The organism is Mangrovihabitans endophyticus, assembly GCF_014646155.1.
Classification (GTDB): domain Bacteria; phylum Actinomycetota; class Actinomycetes; order Mycobacteriales; family Micromonosporaceae; genus Actinoplanes; species Actinoplanes endophyticus.
In genome coordinates this window covers 1-14,873 of sequence record NZ_BMMX01000049.1, presented here as the reverse complement: position 1 = coordinate 14,873, position 14,873 = coordinate 1, and the positions used below count along the sequence as shown (strand labels likewise).

At 73.4% G+C, this 14,873-nt stretch carries 14 protein-coding genes; 10 read left to right on the top strand and 4 right to left on the bottom strand.

The annotated features are described in order from the left end of the window. Positions 1–23: 23 nt before the first annotated feature. Both IEY73_RS28880 and paaI read right to left on the bottom strand, forming a co-directional pair. Positions 24–659 (bottom strand): TetR/AcrR family transcriptional regulator, encoded by a 636-nt coding sequence (locus IEY73_RS28880; protein ID WP_189082501.1) that lies wholly within the window; start codon positions 657–659, stop codon positions 24–26. After that, the gene (gene paaI / locus IEY73_RS28875) at positions 656–1,051 is read right to left on the bottom strand and encodes a hydroxyphenylacetyl-CoA thioesterase PaaI (RefSeq protein ID WP_189082525.1); all 396 of its coding nucleotides are present in this window, start codon (positions 1,049–1,051) and stop codon (positions 656–658) included. The genes IEY73_RS28880 and paaI overlap by 4 nt, the downstream gene beginning before the upstream one ends. A gap of 180 nt (positions 1,052–1,231) precedes the next feature. On the opposite strand from paaI, the gene paaN reads away from it, so the two are divergent. The 8 genes from paaN (at position 1,232) to IEY73_RS28835 (ending at position 9,521) form a co-directional block, all read left to right on the top strand. After that, a complete protein-coding gene (gene paaN / locus IEY73_RS28870; protein ID WP_189082500.1) occupies positions 1,232–2,905 on the top strand; it encodes a phenylacetic acid degradation protein PaaN in 1,674 nt (557 codons plus the stop codon). Further along, the gene (locus tag IEY73_RS28865) at positions 2,898–4,100 is read left to right on the top strand and encodes a thiolase family protein (RefSeq protein ID WP_189082499.1); all 1,203 of its coding nucleotides are present in this window, start codon (positions 2,898–2,900) and stop codon (positions 4,098–4,100) included. Before paaN ends, IEY73_RS28865 begins: the two co-directional genes overlap by 8 nt. Then, positions 4,097–5,062: a 1,2-phenylacetyl-CoA epoxidase subunit PaaA gene (paaA, locus tag IEY73_RS28860; protein WP_189082498.1), complete on the top strand. Its 966-nt coding sequence runs from the start codon at positions 4,097–4,099 to the stop codon at positions 5,060–5,062. Before IEY73_RS28865 ends, paaA begins: the two co-directional genes overlap by 4 nt. Further along, positions 5,059–5,355 carry a 1,2-phenylacetyl-CoA epoxidase subunit PaaB gene (gene paaB / locus IEY73_RS28855; RefSeq protein WP_189082497.1) on the top strand — a complete coding sequence of 99 codons (297 nt, stop codon included), beginning with the start codon at positions 5,059–5,061 and terminating at the stop codon, positions 5,353–5,355. The genes paaA and paaB overlap by 4 nt, the downstream gene beginning before the upstream one ends. Before the next feature lie 7 nt (positions 5,356–5,362). After that, entirely contained in the window at positions 5,363–6,247 is an 885-nt protein-coding gene (paaC, locus tag IEY73_RS28850) for a 1,2-phenylacetyl-CoA epoxidase subunit PaaC (protein ID WP_189082496.1), read from the top strand. After that, positions 6,244–6,750, top strand: coding sequence for a 1,2-phenylacetyl-CoA epoxidase subunit PaaD (gene paaD, locus IEY73_RS28845; protein ID WP_268240499.1), 507 nt, complete (start codon positions 6,244–6,246; stop codon positions 6,748–6,750). The genes paaC and paaD overlap by 4 nt, the downstream gene beginning before the upstream one ends. A gap of 1 nt (position 6,751) precedes the next feature. Further along, positions 6,752–7,813 (top strand): 1,2-phenylacetyl-CoA epoxidase subunit PaaE, encoded by a 1,062-nt coding sequence (gene paaE, locus IEY73_RS28840; protein WP_189082495.1) that lies wholly within the window; start codon positions 6,752–6,754, stop codon positions 7,811–7,813. An 85-nt stretch (positions 7,814–7,898) separates the two neighbouring features. Beyond that, the gene (locus IEY73_RS28835; protein WP_189082494.1) at positions 7,899–9,521 is read left to right on the top strand and encodes an ABC-F family ATP-binding cassette domain-containing protein; all 1,623 of its coding nucleotides are present in this window, start codon (positions 7,899–7,901) and stop codon (positions 9,519–9,521) included. Positions 9,522–9,536: 15 nt separating this feature from the next. On the opposite strand, the gene IEY73_RS28830 is transcribed toward IEY73_RS28835, so the two are convergent. Further along, positions 9,537–11,192 (bottom strand): glycoside hydrolase family 10-like protein, encoded by a 1,656-nt coding sequence (locus IEY73_RS28830; protein WP_189082493.1) that lies wholly within the window; start codon positions 11,190–11,192, stop codon positions 9,537–9,539. 47 nt (positions 11,193–11,239) lie between these two features. Between IEY73_RS28830 and IEY73_RS28825 the strand changes: the two genes are divergently transcribed. After that, entirely contained in the window at positions 11,240–12,175 is a 936-nt protein-coding gene (locus IEY73_RS28825; RefSeq protein ID WP_189082523.1) for an NAD(P)/FAD-dependent oxidoreductase, read from the top strand. Positions 12,176–12,238: 63 nt separating this feature from the next. Here IEY73_RS28825 and glgA read toward each other — a convergent pair whose 3' ends face one another. Continuing rightward, positions 12,239–13,474, bottom strand: coding sequence for a glycogen synthase (gene glgA, locus IEY73_RS28820; protein WP_229716249.1), 1,236 nt, complete (start codon positions 13,472–13,474; stop codon positions 12,239–12,241). A 59-nt stretch (positions 13,475–13,533) separates the two neighbouring features. On the opposite strand from glgA, the gene glgC reads away from it, so the two are divergent. Further along, positions 13,534–14,766, top strand: coding sequence for a glucose-1-phosphate adenylyltransferase (gene glgC, locus IEY73_RS28815; protein WP_189082492.1), 1,233 nt, complete (start codon positions 13,534–13,536; stop codon positions 14,764–14,766). Positions 14,767–14,873: the final 107 nt, after the last annotated feature.

The following is a 14,873-nucleotide window of genomic DNA, read 5'->3' as shown; positions in this document are numbered from 1 at the left end:
TCCTCATTCACCGGTGCGGGACGTCATCGCTGCCGGAGTCCGTCGAAGGCGAGGGCGGTGACCGTGTCCGCCAGGTGCGTGGCTCCGCCCCGGCGCGGGCGGTACCACTCGGTCAGCGAGTTGACCATGCCGAACAGCAGACGCGCCGCGGTGGCCGCGTCCACGTCGGGCCGCACGCCGCCCTCCGCCTGGGCCTGCTTGACCAGCGCCGTGACGCGGGCGTCGAACTCCCGGCGGCGGCGCAGGGCCTGCTGTTCCACCGCGGTGTTGCCCCGCACCCGCAGCAGCAGCGTGACGAACTCCATCCGGTCGGCCAGCACCAGCACGCTGCTGCGGACCAGGCACTCCAGCCGTTGCAGCGCGGTGGCGTGGCCGGCGGCCCGGTCCGCGGCGGACAACGCCTCGAAGAGCCCGTCCAGCGCCCGGTCCATCGCCATCTGCAGCAACTGCTCCTTGCTGCTGACGTGGTGGTAGAGACTCGACTTGGTGATCCGCAGCGACTCGGCGATGTCGACCATGCTGGTGTAGTCGTAACCGCCGTCGTTGAACAGCCGCACCGCCGCGGCGAGCACCGATTCCACGTCGTTGCCCGGCCGCCCGCGCCGCGCCGGCCGGGCCGCCGCCAGGGTCTGGCCGGCCGCCGGCGTCCGGTTGCTCATGAGGGCGCCCCGCCCGTCGCGGCCGGCCCGGTCAGCTCGCGGCTGCGGCCGCGGAACTCGGCCACCGGCTGGCCGTCGCAGGTGACGGTCACGTCGTAGATGCCGCTGCGGCCGTGCGCGGCGCGCTGGGCGGCCCGCGCCTCGAGCACGTCACCGGCCCGGGTCGGGCGCAGGAAGGCGATGTCCGCGCCGGCCGCCACGGTGACCGGCCCGTGGCTGTTGCAGGCGCAGGCGAAGGCGGTGTCGGCGAGCAGGAAGACGTATCCGCCGTGGGTCATGTCGTGCCCGTTGACCATGGCCGAGGTGACCGTCATGCGGACCGTCGCGGCGCCGTCGCCGGCGCGGACGAGTTCGATGCCCAGGCCGCGGGAGGCCACGTCACGCTCGAACATCTCGTGCGCCGCCGTCCGTGCCACGCCGCCTCCGATTCCCGGCCGGTTGCGTCATCGTTCCGGTTGCCAGGCGCGATCCAGTTGCCACGCCCGCTCCGGTTCTTACTTCGCTCCCGGGTCTTGCTTACCGACCGACCGGACGGTAGGCATTGAGGAACAGCCAACCGCACGGGAGCGCAGATGACAACCCCCACGCAGTGGTACGAGACGCATCGTGAGCTGCTGGATGCGGCGGTCGCCGCGGCCGGCGCCCGGGACTACTGGTCGAACTATCCCGAGTCGCCGAGCAAGTCCGTCTACGGGGCGGACGCCGCGCCGGCCGGCGAGCAGGCGTTCCGCGCGCTGCTGGGTGCCGACTTCCCGCTCGATCAGCCCGGCGAACTGGGCCGGGTGGCCACCGAGCGTTCGCCGTACGGGCTGGAGCTGGGCGTGCGCTACCCGCGATGCGACCCGCAGCGACTGGTGGCCGCGGCACGGGCGGCGACGCCCGCCTGGCGCGACGTGGGTCCGCACGGGCGGGCCGGGGTGGCCGCGGAGATCCTGCGCCGCATCAACGCCCGTTCGTTCGAGATGGCGCACGCCGTGCAGCACACCACCGGGCAGGCGTTCGTCATGGCGTTCCAGGCCGGCGGCCCGCACGCGCAGGACCGCGGCCTGGAGGCGGTGGCCTGCGCGCTGGCCGCGCAGACCCGCATCCCGGCGACGGCCACCTGGACCAAGCCGCAGCGCGGCGGCGACCCGCTGGTGATGACCAAGACGAGCACCCCGGTGGGTCGCGGCGTCGCCCTGGTGATCGGTTGCACCACGTTCCCGACCTGGAACGGCTACCCGGGATTGTTCGCCAGCCTGGTCACCGGCAACCCGGTGATCGTCAAGCCGCATCCGGGCGCGGTGCTGCCGCTGGCCATCACCGTGCGGGTGGCCCGCGAGGTGCTCGCCGAGTCCGGCCTGGACCCGGACCTGGTGACGCTGGCCGCCGAGGAGCCCGGCGACCGCGTGGCCGCCGTGCTGGCCACGCATCCGGACGTGCGGATCGTGGACTTCACCGGCTCCAGCGAGTTCGGCAACTGGCTGGAGGCCAACGCCTCCCGGCAGACGGTGGTCTACACCGAGAAGTCCGGGCTCAACACGGTGGTCGTCGACTCCACCGCGGACTATCCGGGGCTGCTGCGCAACCTGGCCTTCTCGCTCTCGCTCTACAGCGGCCAGATGTGCACCACGCCGCAGAACATCATGGTGCCGCGCGAGGGGGTGGACACCGCCGACGGCCGTCGCGACCCGCAGCAGTTCGCCGCCGACCTGTCCGCGGCGCTGGACAAGCTGCTGGGCGATCCGGCGCGGGCGGCCGGCACCCTCGGTGCGATCGTCAACGACGGCGTGATGGGCCGGCTCACCGAGGCCGCCGCGATGACGCCCGGCGTGGTGCGGCCGCCCGGCGAGGTGACCGATCCGGCGTGGCCGCAGGCAGGCATCCGGACCCCGGTGGTGGTGGCGCTGGACGCGGACGACGACAAGGTCTACACCCGGGAGTGGTTCGGGCCGGTCTCGTTCGTCATCACCACCGGCTCCACCGAGCACAGCCTCGCCCTGTTCACCGAGACCGTGCGTCACCACGGCGCGCTGACCGCGACCGTGCACTCGACGTCGGAGGCGGTGCTGACCGCCGCGCGCCGAGCCGCGCTGGACGCCGGCGTGCATCTGTCCGAAAACCTCACCGCAGGAGTGTTCGTGAATCAGACCGCCGCCTTCAGCGATCTGCACGGCACCGGGGCGAACCCGGCCGCCACCGCCGCGCTGACCGACGACTACTTCGTGTCCGGCCGCTTCTTCACCCTGCAGGCCCGCCATGCCTGAGGCGTTCCTGGTCGGCGGAGTCCGCACCCCGCAGGGCAAGTACGGCGGCGTGCTGGCCGGGCACCGGCCCGACGACCTGGCCGCGCTCGTGGTGGGCGAGGCGGTGCGCCGCGCCGGCGTGCCGGCCGAGGCGGTCGACGAGGTCGTGCTGGGCGCCGCCAACCAGGCGGGCGAGGACAATCGCAACGTGGCCCGGATGGCCGCGCTGCTGGCCGGGCTGCCGGACGCGGTGCCCGGCTACACGGTGAATCGGCTGTGCGCCAGCGGCCTGACCGCGATCGCCTCCGCGGCGCAGGCGATCCGGTGCGGCGAGGCCGAGGTCATGGTGGCCGGCGGGGTGGAGTCGATGACCCGCGCGCCCTGGGTGATGGCCAAGCCGGGCACCCCGTGGGCGCGCCCCGGCCAGGTGGTGGACTCCTCGCTCGGCTGGCGCTTCGTCAACCCGGCGTTCGCCGCGGCCGACCGTGACGCCGGCACCGGCCCGCAGGACCGCCGGGTCACGCTCAGCATGGGCGAGACCGCCGAGGAGGTCGCCGTGCTGGACGGCATCAGCCGGGCGGACAGCGACGCGTTCGCGCTGCGCAGCCACGAGCGCGCGATCGCGGCCACCGACGCGGGCCGGTTCGCCGGCGAGATCGTCGCGGTGGACGACGTGGCGGTCGACGAGACCCCGCGGCGCGGCACCAGCCTGGAGAAGCTGGCCGGGCTGCGCCCGGTGTTCCGGTCCGGCGGGGTGGTGACCGCGGGGTCCTCGTCGCCGCTGTCCGACGGCGCGGCGGCCCTGGTGGTGGCCTCCGCCGAGGCGGTCGAGCGCTACGGCCTGACCCCGCGCGCCCGGGTGGTGACCGCCGCCAGCGCCGGGGTGCCGCCGCAACTGATGGGCCTAGGCCCGGTCCCGGCCACCCAGAAGGCGCTGGCCCGCACCGGCTGGGACGTCGGGGACCTGGAGGCGGTGGAGCTCAACGAGGCGTTCGCGGCGCAGTCGCTGGCCGTCATCCGGCGGCTCAAACTGGACGAGGAGCGGGTCAACGCGGACGGCGGCGCGATCGCCCTGGGCCACCCGCTGGGCTGCTCCGGGGCGCGGCTGACGGTGACCCTGCTGGGCCGGATGGAACGCGAGGGCGCGCGTCGCGGCCTGGCCACCCTCTGCGTCGGGGTGGGGCAGGGCGTGGCGATGCTGGTGGAGCGGGCATGACAGGCGACGGCGAGCGCGCGTTCACGCAGACCCTCGAACGGGATCAGCGGGTGGAACCGCGCGACTGGATGCCGGACGGATATCGCCGGACGATGATCCGGCAGATCGCCCAGCACGCGCACTCGGAGATCATCGGCATGCAGCCCGAGGGGGAGTGGATCACCCGGGCGCCGACGCTGCGCCGCAAGGCGATCCTGCTCGCCAAGGTGCAGGACGAGGCGGGCCACGGGCTCTACCTCTACTCGGCGGCCGAGACGCTGGGCGCCGACCGCGGTGACCTGACCCGCCGCCTGATCGAGGGACGGCAGAAATACTCGTCGATCTTCAACTATCCGACGCTCACCTTCGCCGACGTCGGGGTGATCGGCTGGCTGGTGGACGGCGCGGCGATCTGCAATCAGGTGCCGCTGTGCCGCAGCTCCTTCGGCCCGTACGCGCGAGCCATGATCCGCATCTGCAAGGAGGAGTCGTTCCACCAGCGGCAGGGTTACGAGTTGCTGATGACCATGATGACCGGCACGCCGGCGCAGCGGGAAACCGTGCAGGACGCGGTGAACCGCTGGTGGTGGCCGTCGCTGATGATGTTCGGCCCGCCCGACGCGGACTCGCCGAACACCGCGCAGTCGATGGCCTGGAAGATCAAGCGGCACACCAACGACGAGTTGCGCCAGCGCTTCGTCGACATGACTGTGCCGCAGGCGCAGGCGCTCGGGGTGACGCTGCCGGACGGCGAGCTGGCCTGGAACGCCGAGCGCGGCCACTACGACTTCGGCGCTCCGGACTGGGCCGAGTTCAAGCGGGTGCTGGCCGGTGACGGGCCGATGAACGCGCGCCGGATCGCCCACCGGCGCCGGGCCGACGCGGACGGCGCGTGGGTGCGGGAGGCCGCCGCCGCGCACGCCGCGAAGCAGTCGCGCGCGGCCGGGCAGGCGCGTGCCGCCGAGGGGAGCGTGCCCGCATGAGCGACGAGATCCGGCACGAGTGGCCGCTGTTCGAGGTGTTCGTGCGTGCCAAGCGGGGCCTGAACCACGTGCACGTCGGGTCGTTGCGCGCCGCCGACCACCGGATGGCTGTGCATCACGCCCGCGACCTTTACACCCGGCGCAACGAGGGTGTGAGCATCTGGGTGGTGCGCTCCGACGACGTGACGGCCTCCGAACCGGGCGACCGGGACGCGTTCTTCGCGCCCAGCGCCGACAAGGTCTACCGGCATCCCACGCACTACCGGATCCCCGACTCCGTCCCGCACATCTGAGGCGATCATGTCCTTCGACGACGCGTACGCGGCGCTCACCGACCACCAGGACGACACCCGGTGGGCGTACGGCACCGGCTTCAGCGACCCGCTGGCCGGGGTGCCCACCGACGTCCCCGGCGGGGTCGACGCGGCCGACCTGACGGCGTACTGCTTGATGCTCGGCGACGACGCGCTGATCATGTCGCACCGGCTGCAGCAGTGGGTGACCCGCGCGCCCGAGCTGGAGGACGAGATGGCGCTCGCGAACATCGCGCTGGACCTGCTCGGTCAGGCCCGCCTGCTGCTGACCCGGGCGGCGCAGGCCGAGGGCGCGGGCCGCGACGAGGACGACCTGGCGTTCCGCCGGGACGCGGCGGACTTCCGCCACGTGAGGCTGGCCGAGCGGGCCGACGCGGACTTCGCGCACCTGGTCGCCCGGCTGCTGGTGTTCGTCACCTGGCGGCTGGCGGTGCTGGACGGGCTGCGCGGCTCGCGTGACCCGGTGCTGGCGGCGATCGCGGCCAAGGGTGTCAAGGAGCTGACCTATCACCGCGAGTACGCCGCGCAGTGGGTGGTCCGGCTCGGCGACGGCACCGCGGAGTCGCACCGCCGGATGCGCGCCGCGATGCACGCGGTGTGGCCGGCGATCGGCGAGTTGTTCCGGCCGCATCCGGTGCCGGACCGGCTGGCGGAGGCCGGTGTGGCGGTGCCGGCGGCCGCGGCGCGCGCGGAGGTCGACGCCGTGCTGTCCCAGGTGCTGGCGGCGGCCGGGCTGCCGCCACCCACTGCCACGGACGGCGGGGCGACGGACGGCGGGGCCGGGCGTGACGGCGCGCACACCGCCGCGCTGGACGAGATTCTCGCCGAGATGCAGGGCGTGGCCCGCGCGACGCCCGGCGGCCTCTGGTGACCGGCCCGGAGGTCGTGCCGGCCGCCGTGGCCGCCGCCGCGGTCACCGACCCCGAACTGCCCATGCTCACCCTGGCCGACCTCGGCATCCTGCGCGGCGTCGAGGAGAGCGCGGGCGCGGTGACCGTGCGCATCACCCCCACGTACTCCGGATGCCCCGCCATGGAGGCGATCCGCGCGGACCTGATCGGTGCGCTGCGCCGCGCCGGTCACCGGCGCGTCGAGGTGCGCACGGTGCTGGATCCGCCGTGGAGCACCGACTGGATCACCCCGCAGGGGCGGCGCAAGCTCGCCGCAGCCGGGATCGCGCCGCCCGGCCCGGCACCGCGGCGCTCACCCGGCCCGGTGCCGCTGACCCTCGGCGCCCGCCCGGCACCGGTGCCGTGTCCCCGCTGCGGGCAGCCGGACACGGAACGCCTCGCGGCCTTCGGCGCGACCGCCTGCCGGGAGCTGCGCCGATGCCCCGGTTGCCGGGAACCGTTCGAGCATGTGAAGGAAATTTGACGTGGTGGTGCGTGACTTCCACCCGCTGCGGGTGGCGCAGGTGGAGCGGCTGTGCGCGGACGCCGTCGCGGTGACCTTCGAGGTGCCCGCAGAACTGGCCGGCCGGTACGCGTTCCGGCCGGGCCAGGCGCTGACCGTACGCCGGGCGGTCGGCGGGCGCGACGAACGCCGCACGTATTCGATCTGCGCGCCGGCCGGGGCGCGTCCCCGGATCGGGGTGCGCGAGGTGCCCGGCGGGGTGGTCTCGTCGTGGCTCGTGCATCAGGTGCGGCCCGGCGACGAGGTGGAGGTGGCACCACCGACCGGCACCTTCACCCCCGATCTGCGCACCGGCGGGCGGCATGTGCTGCTCGGCGCCGGTTCCGGCATCACCCCGCTGCTGTCCATCGCCGCGTCCCTGCTGCGGCACCCGGACGCCCGGGTCAGCGTCGTCTACGGCAACCGGCGCGCGGACTCGGTGATGTTCGCCGAGGAGCTGGCCGATCTGAAGGACGCCTATCCGTCCCGGATGGACCTGACGCACCTGCTGTCCCGGGAGGCGCGCGAGGTCGACCTGCTCACCGGTCGGCTCGACGCGGCGAAGCTGCGCACGTTGCTGCCCGCGCTGATCGACGTGCGCGCGGTCGGCCACTGGTGGCTGTGCGGGCCGTTCGGCATGGTCACCGACGCCACACAGGTGCTCGGGGAGCTCGGCGTGCCGTCCGGGCGGATCCACCGTGAGCTGTTCTGGGTGGACGAGGAGCCGCCCCCGGTCCGGCACGTCGATCCCCGCGGGCCGGACCCCGGCGGCCGGGAGGCGACCGTGGTGCTGGACGGGCGGTCCACCACGGTGACCGTGCCGGACGGCGTCACGGTGCTGGAGGGCGCCCAACGGTCCCGGCCCGACCTGCCGTTCGCCTGCAAGGGCGGGGTGTGCGGCACCTGCCGGGCGCGGGTGACCTCCGGCGAGGTGCGCATGCGGCGCAACTTCGCCCTGGAGGAGGCCGAGGTGGCGGCCGGATTCGTGCTGACCTGCCAGGCGATGCCGGTCGCCGACGGCGTCACCGTCGACTTCGACGCCTGATTCTCGCTCTGCGCGGTGATGACCGCCGCCGCGCGGAGGAACTCACGCGACTGGCAGGCCCGCACGCCGATACCATCGGACACCGATGGACGCCACGATGATCGCCCGCGGGCTCGCCGCCGGGCACGGTGAGCGCGCCCTGTTCGCCGGCCTCGATCTGGTCGTCGCCCCCGGCGACGTGATCGGCCTGGTCGGAGTGAACGGCGCCGGCAAGACCACGCTGTTGCGCACCCTCGCCGGCCTGATCGCCCCCGAGTCCGGCACGGTGACACTGAACCCGCCGACCGCCACCGTCGGCTACCTTCCGCAGGAGCGGGACCGCCGCCCCGGCGAGACGGTCCGCCAGTTCCTGGCCCGGCGCACCGGCGTAGGCCCCGCCCAGCGGGCCATGGACGACGCCGCGCAGCGGCTGGCCACGGGCGCGGCGGGCGCCGACGAGGCGTACGCGAGCGCGCTGGAACGCTGGCTGGACCTGGGCGGCGCCGACCTCGACGAGCGCGCCGACCGGCTCGCCGGGGATCTGGGCCTGGACCGCGAGACGACCGCGCTGTCCGGCGGTCAGGCCGCCCGCGCCGGGCTCGCGTCGCTGCTGCTCAGCCGCTACGACGTGGTCCTGCTCGACGAGCCCACCAACGACCTGGACCTGGACGGCCTGCGCCGGATCGAGGAATTCGTCACCGGGTTGCGGGGCGGGGCGGTGCTGGTCAGCCACGACCGGGAGTTCCTGGCCCGCACCGCCACCGCGGTGCTGGAGCTGGATCTGCACCAGCAGCAGGTCACCCTGTACGGCGGCGGCTACGAGGCGTACCTGCAAGAGCGTGAACGCGCCCGCCGGCACGCCCGCGAGGAGTACGAGGAGTACGCCGACAAGCGGGAGGACCTGCTGGAACGGGCCCGCACCCAGCGCGCCTGGATGGAGAAGGGGGTGCGCAACGCCCGCCGCAAGGCCACCGACCCGGACAAATTCGTCAAGCATTTCCGCGGAGAGAGCAGCGAGAAGCAGGCAGCCAAGGCCCGTCAGACCGACCGGATGATCGAACGCCTGGAGGTGGTCGAGGAGCCGCGCAAGGAGTGGGAGCTGCGGATGTCGATCGCCGCCGCGCCCCGCTCCGGTTCGGTGGTGGCCACGCTGCGCGACGCCGTGGTGCGCCGCGGCGCGTTCACGCTGGGCCCGGTGACGCTGCAGATCGACGTCGCGGACCGGGTGGCGGTCACCGGCGCGAACGGCTCGGGCAAGTCCACGCTGCTGGGCGCGCTGCTGGGCCGGATCCCGCTGGCCGAGGGCAGCGCCTCACTCGGCCCGGGCGTGGTGGTCGGCGAGGTGGACCAGGCCCGCGGGTCATTCACCGGGGACGAGCCGTTGAAGGCCGCGTTCGGCGCGGCGGTGCCGGAGTTCGCCGACGCCGACGTGCGGACGCTGCTGGCCAAGTTCGGGCTGGGCGCGGCGCACGTGCTGCGGCCGGCGGGGACGTTGTCGCCCGGCGAGCGCACCCGGGCGGCGCTGGCGTTGTTGCAGGCGCGCGGGGTGAACCTGCTGGTGCTGGACGAGCCCACCAATCACCTGGACCTGCCGGCGATCGAGCAGCTCGAGTCGGCGCTGGCCGGGTACGCGGGCACGCTGCTGCTGGTCACCCACGACCGGCGGATGTTGCAGGCGGTGCACACCGGGCGCCACCTCGAGGTGGCCGACGGGAAGGTCACCGCCTGATTCGTGCGGCCGGGGTCAGGTGCCCTCGGCGCGGAATGCCGCGCTCGCCGCGCCCTCGTTGCCGGACCGGTCCAGGCCCGCCAGGCAGTACGTCGCCGGGCCGTCCACCGGGTGCGGGTCCGCGACCGTGGCACCCGCACGCCCGGTGGCCACCAGCGCGGCGGCGGCCCCAGACACCCGGTACAACGCCCAGCTCACCGGCTCCGGGCCGGTGCCCGGCTGCCAGTCCAGCACCAGCTCTCCGTCCGGGCCGGTGTGCGCGGCGGCGATCCGCGGCGGTCCCGGCGGCCGGGCCGGAAGCCGGCGCATCACCGGCACCAGGGCAGGCGCGGCGTAGTGGTGGTCGCGGTACCGGGTGACCGCGTCCAGCCGGTCGGCGCGGACCTGCTTGGCCGAGAAGTGCACGCTGCCGGACACCGCGTACCGCTCGTTGAGGGTGAGCTGGCGGTCCAGCTCGGCCGGGTCGCTCCAGTCCCCGCGCTCACCGACGCGGTAGTCGGCCTGCCCGATCCAGAGCTGCACGCCGGTGCCGCGCACCAGGTCCGACCACCACGGCAGCACCTTGGCGTAGTCGGCCTTGCCGAAGCCGATCGCCCAGTACAACTGGGGCACCACGTAATCCAGCCAGCCCTTGCGCACCCACAGGCGGGTGTCGGCGTAGATGGCGTCGTAGCTCTGCAATCCCCGGGTGTCGGATCCGTCCGGGTCGGTGGACTTGTTGCGCCAGATGCCGAACGGGCTGATGCCGAACTTCACCCACGGCTTGATCTGCTTGATCCGCTCGCTCATCTCGCGCACCAGCGTGTTCACGTTGTCCCGCCGCCACTGCGCCAACGACATCGACGTATCCGCGCGCCGGGCGAAGCTCGCCTCGTCGTGGAACGTGTTCCCGCCGCCCTCCGGGTACGGGTAGAAGAAGTCGTCGAAGTGGACGCCGTCCACGTCGTACTTGCGGACCGCCTCCAGCATCGAATCCTCGACGTACCGGCGGGCCTGCGGATTGCCCGGGTCGAAGTACAACCGGGCCCGCTTACCGTCCGGATAGGCGATCGCCCAGTCGCGATGCCGCCGCAGCGGATGGTCCGGGGCGAGCTTGGCGAAGTCCGCGCCGGGTCCGTTCGGGCCGGGCTGAGTTCCCCGGTACGGGTTGAACCAGGCGTGGAATTCCAGGTTCCGTTCGTGTGCCGTGCGCACCATGAAGGCCATCGGGTCCCAGCCGGGGCCGGCGCCGTCCTGGCGCCCGGTCAGCCACTGCGACCACGGCGCGTACGCCGACGGCCAGAACGCGTCGCCGCTGGGCCGCACATGCACGAAGATCGCGTTGTGGTGCTGCTGCTGCGCCAGGTCCAGCCAGCCCAGGTACTCCTTCTTCACCTGCGCTTCGGACAGCCCCGGCCGGCTGGGGAAGTCGATGTTCTCCACCGTGGTCAGCCACATGCCGCGCAGCTCACGATCGGCCCGCAGGTCTGCCTGCCCGCACCGGCCCGGCGGGCTGCCGCCGGCCGGGCGTGCGGCCTGCGCCGCCGGCCCGGACGCGCCGGGTGCGGCCAGCGGCGCGACGGCGGGCAGGTCGAACGTGGCCGCCCGCCACAGACCGGCGCCGAGCCCGGCGAGCAGGACGGCGGCCACCGCAGTGATCGCCACGACATGGATCGGGGGACGCCGGGACATGGCACCCAGTGTGCACACGAGGCACCGCATAGAGTCCAGTGGTGACCGTGATCGTGGTGGGTGCCGGCATCGCCGGCCTGGCGTGTGCCCGTGACCTGACCGCTGCCGGCGTGCCCACACGGGTGCTGGAGCGCGGCCGGGTGGTCGGCGGCCGGCTGGCCAGCAAGCGGTACGACGGACGGTACGCGGACATCGGCGCGGCCTACCTGACCGCGGACGATCCGGGGTTCGCGGGACAGTTGCAGAGCTGGCGGATCGCCGGGCTGGCCCGCCCGTGGACCGACACGCTGCGGATCTTCGCCGGCGACGGGGACGGGGACGGGGGCGGCCCGGCCGCCGCCTCCGCGGTGGGCGACGGGCGCACCGCGCGGGGCCCGATCCGCTGGGCTGCGCCGGGCGGGCTGCGCGGCCTCGCCGAGAACCTGGCGCGGGGCCTGGACGTGACGCTGGAGCACGAGGTGACCGTGCTGCCGGACGCCGACGCGGTGGTGCTGGCCATGCCCGGTCCGCAGGCGTCGCGGATCGCCGCGCTGGAGGCCGCGGCGGCCCAGCGGTGGGCGCCCGCGCTGGCCGCGGTGCTCACCTACCCGGACCGGGACTGGGCCGAGTTCCGCGGCGCGTTCGTCAACGACCACCCGGTGCTGGCCACGCTCTGCGACGACGGCGACCGCCGCGGCGACCGGGCTCCGGTCCTGGTGGCCCATTCGACGCCGCAGTTCGCCGCGCGGCACCTCGACGACCCGGCCGCGGCGGGGCAGGCGATGGCCGAGGCGGTGTCCGGCCTGCTGCGGCTGGGTGCGCCGGCGCGCACGGCGGTGCACCGGTGGACGTACGCGACGCCGGAACCCGCCGAGGGCGCGTACGCGCGGCACGGCCGGGTGTATCTGGCCGGGGACGCGTACGGCAAACCCCGAGTGCAGACCGCGTGGCTGTCCGGCCGCGCGGTGGCCGCGGCGATCCTGCGGGAGCGGGCCCGCTCGTAGCCGTCGGCCTCTCCCCGCCGTCCGCGGGTCGCCGCGCCGCCGCCGGTCGTGGTGGCCGGGGTTTCAGCACAGCGAGCGGTAGACCTCCATGGTGTCCGCCGCGATGGTGGCCCAGGAGAACTTCTCCACCGCCCGCCGCCGCCCGGCCAGGCCCATCGCCCGGGCGCGCTGCGGATCCTCGATCAGTTCGGTGATGGCGGCGGCCAGGTCGGCGACGAACCGGTCCGGGTCCACCGGCGTGCCGGTGCCGTCGGTGACCTGGTCGATCGGCACCAGCAGGCCGGTCTCCCCGTCGGCCACCACTTCCGGGATGCCGCCGGTGGCGGTGGCGACCACGGCCGTCTCGCAGGCCATCGCCTCCAGGTTCACGATGCCCATCGGCTCGTACACCGACGGGCAGACGAACACCGCGGCGTGCGTGAGCACCTGCACGACCTGCGACTTGGGCAGCATCTCCTGCACCCAGATCACGCTCTCCGGGTCGCGGGCGCCGCGCAACTGCTTGGCCAGGCCCTCCACCTCGGCGGCGATCTCCGGGGTGTCCGGCGCGCCGGCCAGCAGCACGATCTGCGCCTGCGGCGGCAGGTCGTGGCAGGCCCGCATGAGGTACGGCAGACCCTTCTGCCGGGTGATCCGCCCGACGAACACCACGCTGGGGCGGTCCGGGTCGATGCCCAGGCGCTGCAGCACGCCGGTGCCGCGGTCCGGGGCGTACTGTTGCGTGTCGATGCCGTTGTAGACAACCTTGATCTTCGACTCGTCCACCGCCGGGTACGCGGTCAGCACGTCGCGGCGCATGCCGCCGGACACCGCGATGATCGCGTCCGCGTTCTCGATCGCGGTGCGCTCACAGAACGACGACAGCGCGTACCCGCCGCCGAGCTGTTCGGCCTTCCACGGGCGCAACGGCTCCAGGCTGTGCGTGGTCACCACGTGCGGCACCCCGTACAGCATCTTGGCGGTGTGCCCGGCCAGATTCGCGTACCAGGTGTGGCTGTGCACCACGTCCGCGCCCGCGCAGCCGGCCGCCATCTCCAGATCCACGCCCATCGTGCGTAGCGCGGCGTTGGCGTCCTTGAGACCCACCGGGTCGGCGTACGCCGTGACGCCCGGTTCCTCGCGCGGCGCGCCGAAGCAGTGCACCCGCACGTCGGCCAGCGCGCGCAGGTCACGGGCGAGGTATTCGAGGTGCACGCCCGCCCCGCCGTACACCTCCGGCGGGTATTCGCGGGTGAGCAGATCCACCCGGATCCGGTCGGCGGGAGCAGGGGCGGCGGTGCCGGAGCCAGAGTCGGTCACCTGGGCAGGATAATCGTTTCGGCTGGCGCTCACGCAGCGGGAAATATAGTTTCACTGGCATGGCTGCGAAGGTGCTTGCGATCGTTCTGGCAGGTGGCGAAGGCAAGCGCCTGATGCCCCTCACCGCGGACCGGGCCAAGCCCGGCGTCCCGTTCGGGGGCATTTATCGCATGATCGACTTCGTGCTGTCGAACCTCGCCAACGGCGGCTACCTCAAGATCGTGGTGCTGACGCAGTACAAGTCGCACTCGCTGGACCGGCACATCTCCAAGACCTGGCGGATGTCCACGCTGCTGGGCAACTACGTGACGCCGGTGCCCGCCCAGCAGCGGCTCGGCCCGCGCTGGTTCGCCGGGTCCGCGGACGCCATCTATCAGAGCCTGAACCTGATCAACGACGAGAACCCGGACTACGTGATCGTGTTCGGCGCCGACCACATCTACCGCATGGACCCCAAGCAGATGGTCAACGACCACATCGCCTCGGGTGCGGCGGTCACGGTGGCCGGCATCCGCCAGCCGAAGGCGCTGTCCGACCAGTTCGGCGTCATCGACGTGGATGCCGACGGCAAGCGCATCCGCGCCTTCCGGGAGAAGCCGGCCACCGTCGACGGGCTGCCGGACGCGCCGGACCAGATCTACGCGTCGATGGGAAACTACGTGTTCACCACGGCGGCGCTGTGCGAGGCGGTGACCGCGGACGCGCAGAACCCGGACAGCAAGCACGACATGGGCGGCAACATCATCCCGATGCTCGTCGACAAGGGCGAGGCCAACGTCTACGACTTCCGCGACAACGACGTGCCGGGCAGCACCGACCGGGACCGCGGATACTGGCGCGACGTCGGGACACTGGACTCGTTCTACGAGGCCCACATGGATCTGATCGCCACGCTGCCGGTGTTCAACCTCTACAACATGGACTGGCCGATCTTCACCAACTACGGCTCGTGGCCGCCGGCGAAGTTCGTGCACGGCTACGACGACCGGCAGGGCCGCGCCATCGAGTCGATGATCTCGCCCGGCGTGGTGGTGTCCGGCTCCCTGGTGGAACGCTCCGTGATATCACCGAACGTGCGGGTCAACTCCTGGGCGCACGTGCAGGACTCGGTGCTGATGGAGGGCGTGCAGGTGGGCCGCCGGGCGGTCATCCGCAACGCGATCCTGGACAAGAACGTGGTGGTCCCGGAGGGCGCTCAGATCGGTGTGGACCTCGACCGCGACCGCAAGCTCTACACGGTGTCCGACTCGGGCGTGGTGGTCGTCGGCAAGGGCCAGCAGATCGAGCTGTAGCCCCCGCCCCGCCCCGCCTCGCCGACGCCGACGCCGACGCCGACGCCGACGCCGACGCCGACGCCCCGCCCCGCCCCGCCCCGCCCCGCCCCGCCCCGCCCCGCCCC